This window comes from Streptomyces capoamus, assembly GCF_014654935.1.
GTDB lineage: Bacteria > Actinomycetota > Actinomycetes > Streptomycetales > Streptomycetaceae > Streptomyces > Streptomyces capoamus.
On the sequence record NZ_BNBF01000002.1, the window covers coordinates 365,200 to 370,580 of the forward strand.

Below are 5,381 nucleotides of genomic sequence, written 5' to 3' on the forward strand. Positions count from 1 at the left end.
TGCACAGCAGGACCCCGGCGGCCAGGTAGCACAGGAACAGCCAGAAGCCGCTCAGGACGAGCCAGACGACGTTCAGGATGGTCTTCACAGGCGTCCTGCCATCTGTTCCAGGCGAGCGATGCGCTCGGCCATCGGCGGGTGCGTGGAAAACATCTTCGACAGTCCCTGTCCCGCGCGGAAGGGGCTGGCGATCATCATGTGGCTCGCCGTCTCCAGCCGGGGCTCGGGCGGCAGCGGCAGCTGCTGGGTGCCCGTCTCCAGCTTGCGCAGGGCACTGGCCAGGGCGAGCGGGTCGCCGGTGAGCTGGGCGCCGGAGGCGTCCGCCTCGTACTCCCGGGAGCGGCTGACGGCCAGCTGGATCAGGCTGGCGGCGAGCGGGCCGAGGATCATGATCAGCAGCATGCCGATCAGGCCGGGGCCGTCGTCGTCGTCCGAGCGGCCGACCGGGATCAGCCAGGCGAAGTTCACCAGGAACATGATCACCGAGGCCAGCGCGCCGGCGACCGAGGAGATGAGGATGTCCCGGTTGTAGACGTGGCTCAGTTCGTGGCCGATGACACCGCGCAGCTCGTGCTCGTCCAGCAGGCGCAGGATGCCGTCGGTGCAGCACACGGCCGCGTTGCGCGGGTTGCGGCCGGTGGCGAAGGCGTTGGGGGCCTCGGTGGGCGAGATGTACAGCCGGGGCATGGGCTGGCGGGCCTGCGTGGACAGCTCGCGCACCATCCGGTACAGCGCCGGGGCCTCGAACTCGCTGACCGGCCGGGCCCGCATCGCGCGCAGCGCCAGCTTGTCGCTGTTCCAGTACGCGTACGCGTTTGTGCCCAGGGCGACCACGACCGCCACGACCAGTCCCGTCCGGCCGAAGAAGCTGCCGATGACGATGATGAGTGCGGACAGTCCCCCCAGGAGTACGGCGGTCCTGAGCCCGTTGTGCCGGCGGTGCACGGTGCGCCCTCCAAATCGTGCAACTGGGGAACACTTCGATCCAGTGGACCCTCCCGCTCTGACAACGCCGGGCGGCGGCCACGAGTTCCCCGACGGGTGCGGCGGGCCGCGTCGCCCGCCCGGGTGACGTGCGGGTTCGGCCACGCGCGCGTGGGGGGCACGAGTGCCCCGTGCGCGCGTGACGACTCTCGGAACGGTCCGGTGGCGGCTCTCAGAACAGTCCGGTGGCCGCGAAGCGGAGGACCAGCTGGGGTGCCCCGGACAGGGCGAGGCCGAGGACGCCGGTCAGGGCGAGCGCGGCCGTGAGGGGGGCCGGGGCGCGGTGCCGGGCGGGCTCGCCCTCCGGGGCGCGGAACAGCAGGGCCGTCCACTGCAGGTAGTAGAAGAGGGCGATCACGACGTTGACGGCCATGACGACGGCGAGCCAGCCGAGGCCGGCGTCGACGGCCGCCGAGAACACGGTGACCTTGGCGAACAGCCCGATGACGCCCGGCGGCAGCCCGGCCAGGCACAGCAGGAAGAAGGCCAGCAGGAGAGCGCTGAGCGGGTTGGTGGCGTACAGGCCCCGGTAGTCGCTGATCCGGTTCAGCGCGCGGCCGCGGCCCACCAGTGCGGCCACGGCGAAGGCGCCCAGGTTCACGGCGGCGTACATCAGGGCGTACGCGACCGTGGAGCCGATCGCCTTCTGCGCGTCCTCGGTGTATCCGGCGGCGGCGATCGGCACCAGCAGGTAGCCGGCCTGGCCGACGGAGGACCAGGCGAGCAGCCGTACGGCGCTGTACGCGCGCGTGGCCTGCTGGCGCAGGGCGGCGACGTTGCCGACGGTCATGGTGAGGGCGGCCAGCGCGGCGAGCGCGGGGCCCCACACGTCGGCGTACGAGGGGAACGCGACGACGGTGACGAGGATCAGGCCGGAGAAGCCGACCGCCTTGCCGACGACGGACAGGTAGGCGGCGACGGGCAGGGGCGCGCCCACGTAGGTGTCGGGCACCCAGAAGTGGAAGGGCACGGCGGCCGTCTTGAAGGCGAAGCCGACGAGGGTGAGGACGACGCCGGTCTGGGCGAGGGTGTGCAGCTGGCCGCCGGTGTGCGGCAGGCGCTGGGCGACCTGGGTGAGGTAGAGGGTGCCCGTGGAGGCGTAGACGAAGCTGACGCCCATGAGGCTGACCGCGGTGGCGGTGACCGACGACAGGAAGAACTTCAGGGCGGCCTCGGAGGACCGCTTGTCGCCGTGCCGGATGCCCACGAGCGCGAAGGCGGGCAGGGAGGCGACCTCCAGGGCGACGATCAGGGTGGCGAGGTCGCGGGAGGCGGGCAGCAGGGCGGCGCCGGCCGCGGAGGACAGCAGCAGGAACCAGAACTCGCCGGCCGGGACGCGGCGCCGCTCGTCGTCCAGGTGGGTGACGGAGAGCAGGGCGGCGAGCAGGGCGCCGACGAGCACCAGGAACTGGATGACCAGGGTGAAGCGGTCGGCGGTGTAGCTGCACGCGCGCGCGTGGCCGCCGGTGCAGAAGGTGCTGCGGTCGCCGTCCAGGAGGGGCAGCAGCAGCGCGGTCGCCGCGGCCAGGCCGGCCACCGAGACCCAGCCGAGGACGGCCTTGCGCGGCTCGGGTACGAACAGGTCGGCGACGAGGACGGCGAGGGCCACGACGGCCGCGAGGGTGGGCGGGGCGATCGCGAGCCAGTCGACGGACTGGACCAGCGACTCGGCAAGCGGCTGGGCGCTCATCGGGTGCCTCCTGCGAGGAGCTGCTGCACGGCCGGGTCGGTCAGGCCGAGCAGGGCCCGCGGCCACAGTCCGGCGAGGACGGTGAGAGTGACGAGCGGGGTCCAGGCGGCGAACTCGTACCCGTGCACGTCGGCGAGTTTCGGTACCTCCCGTTCCGGGCCGCCCATGCAGACGCGGCGGACCACGATCAGCATGTACGCGGCGGTCAGCAGGGTGCCGAACGCGCCGATGGCCATGAAGGTGAGGAACGCGGACCGGCTGAGGTCCGCGCCGGGCCGGAACGCGCCGAACAGCGCGAGCATCTCGCCCCAGAACCCGGCGAGTCCGGGCAGCCCGAGGGAGGCGACGGCGGCGAAGGCGAGCAGGGCGCCGAGGCGCGGGGCCCTGCCGTAGAGGGCGGCGCCGGTCTGCTCGGCGAGGGTGTCGAGGTCGGTGCTGCCGGTGCGGTCCTTCAGCGCGCCGACCAGGAAGAACAGCAGGCCGGTGATGAGGCCGTGGGCGATGTTGGCGAACAGGGCGCCGTTGACGCCGGTCGGGGTCATGGTGGCGATGCCGAGCAGGACGAAGCCCATGTGACCGACGGAGGAGTAGGCGATCAGGCGTTTGAGGTCGCCCTTCGCGCCCTGCCGGGCGAGGGCCAGGCAGGCCAGGGAGCCGTAGATGATCCCGACGACGGCGAACGCGGCGAGGTACGGCGCGAAGGTGTGGAAGCCGTGCGGGGCGACCGGCAGCAGGATGCGGACGAACCCATACGTACCCATCTTCAGCAGGACACCGGCCAGCAGGACCGAGCCGACGGTCGGGGCGGCGGTGTGGGCGTCGGGCAGCCAGCTGTGCAGCGGCCACATCGGCGTCTTCACCGCCAGCCCGATCCCGATCGCCAGAACGGCGATGACCTGCACCGATGCGGTCAGTGACCGGCCGTTGTCAGTGGCGAGTGCCACCATGTCGAACGTGCCCGCCTTGATTCCGATCAGGAGCAGGCCGAGCAGCATGACCACGGATCCGAGCAGCGTGAACAGGATGAACTTCCACGCGGCACGGGTCCGGCCCTCGCCGCCCCAGCGGGCGATGAGGAAGTACATCGGGATGAGCACCGTCTCGAACGCGAGGAAGAACAGCAGCAGGTCGAGGACGGCGAAGGTCGCGAGGGTGCCGGACTCCAGCAGGAGCAGCAGGGCGACGAACGCCTTCGGGGACGGGCCCGACGGCGGCTTGAAGTAGGAGTGGAGCGCGCAGAGGAAGGTCAGCAGCGCGGTCAGGACCAGGAGGGGGAGGGAGATGCCGTCGGTGCCGAGGTGGATCCGCACGTCGAGTGCGGGGATCCAGCTGATGTCGGTCGTGGCCTGCATCCTCGACGGATGGTCGTGGTCGAAGCCGAGCGCGAGGACGATCGCGGCGATGAGGACGACACCGGTGACGGTCACCCCGTGCCGGAGCACGGCCTGCTCGGGTGACTTCCCCTTCAGCCCGGGCGGGGCGGGCAGGAGAGCGGCGGCGGCGCCCAGGAGCGGGCCGACGACGACAAATGCCAGAAGGAACTGCATCACGGACTCGTTGATATCGATCACGCCTGCTCACACTCCCGTGGCGACGAGGAGGACGGCGACCGCCAGGACGACGGTGCCGGCGAGCAGCGCGCTCACATAGGTCTGCACATTGCCGGTCTGGGCGCGCCGTACGGCGGCCCCGAGGAGCCGGGGCAGGGCGGCGGCTCCGCCGACGTAGGTGTCGACGACCTCGCGGTCGAGGAACCGGACGAGGCTCGCGCCGGCCTGCACCGGGCGGACGAACAGTGCCGAGTACACGGCGTCCAGGCGGAAACCGGCGGCCGCGTACCGGTGCAGCGGACCGAGCAGCAGCCGTCCGGGGTCGGCCGGGTCGGGGGCGGAGGCGATGTCGCCGTAGGCCGGTTCGTGGGCGGCGATGGCCTCGGCCTCGACCAGGCCGGCGTCCTCCTCGGGGTGGGCGGCCACCGCACCGAGCGGGACGCGGGCGGCGAGCGCGGCGGTGCGCTGCCAGGCGCCGTAGGTGAGCAGCCCGCCGACCAGGGCGAGGCCCGTGCCGAGGATGGAGGTGAGCGGGGTCGGGGTCAGGCCGCCGCCGTCGAACCAGCCGGGCAGCGAGCGGTAGGCGAGCCCGCCGAAGGCCAGGGAGGGGACCGCCAGGACCCAGAGCACCACGGTCATGGCCAGCGGCTGGCGGCCGTGGTCGGGGGCCTCGGCGCCCCGGCCGCGGAAGGCCAGCAGCCACAGCCGGGTGGCGTACGCGGCGGTGAGCAGGGCCGTGACCAGGCCGGCGACGAGCACGATCCAGCCGGCAGCGCCGGGAGCGTGCCCGGTGCGGCCGGAGGTCACGTGCTCGGCGGCGCCGAGGACGGACTCCTTGGAGAAAAAACCGCTGAAGGGCGGGATCGCGGCGAGCGCGAGCAGGGCCACGGTCATCGTCCAGTAGGCGTCCGGGACGCGGTCGCGCAGGCCGCGCATGCGGGACATGGCGGCCAGCGAGTTGGTGCCGGTGGCGTGGATGACCGCGCCGGCCGCGAGGAACAGCAGCGCCTTGAAGGCGCCGTGCGACAGGAGGTGGAAGACGGCGGCACCGCGGTCGCCGACGGCGAGGGCACCGGTCATGTAGCCGAGCTGGCCGATCGTCGAGTAGGCGAGGACGCGCTTGATGTCGTCCTGGGCCAGCGCGGCCAGGGCCGAGC

At 72.5% G+C, this 5,381-nt stretch carries 4 protein-coding genes and 1 pseudogene; all 5 read right to left on the minus strand.

Annotated features, from left to right (window positions below):
* Positions 1–88 (minus strand): annotated as a pseudogene (locus tag IE312_RS44640) (YccF domain-containing protein); the annotation flags it as partial.
* Positions 85–945 (minus strand): zinc metalloprotease HtpX, encoded by an 861-nt coding sequence (gene htpX, locus IE312_RS05190; protein WP_189978748.1) that lies wholly within the window; start codon positions 943–945, stop codon positions 85–87. The gene htpX and the pseudogene IE312_RS44640, both read right to left, overlap by 4 nt.
* Before the next feature lie 211 nt (positions 946–1,156).
* On the minus strand, positions 1,157–2,674 hold the full coding sequence (locus IE312_RS05195; RefSeq protein WP_189978750.1) for an NADH-quinone oxidoreductase subunit N: 1,518 nt from the start codon (positions 2,672–2,674) through the stop codon (positions 1,157–1,159).
* Positions 2,671–4,245 carry a complex I subunit 4 family protein gene (locus IE312_RS05200; protein WP_189978751.1) on the minus strand — a complete coding sequence of 525 codons (1,575 nt, stop codon included), beginning with the start codon at positions 4,243–4,245 and terminating at the stop codon, positions 2,671–2,673. Before IE312_RS05200 ends, IE312_RS05195 begins: the two co-directional genes overlap by 4 nt.
* A gap of 6 nt (positions 4,246–4,251) precedes the next feature.
* Positions 4,252–5,381: proton-conducting transporter transmembrane domain-containing protein (locus IE312_RS38880; protein WP_268254285.1), on the minus strand; the 1,130-nt coding region annotated here is incomplete at its 5' end.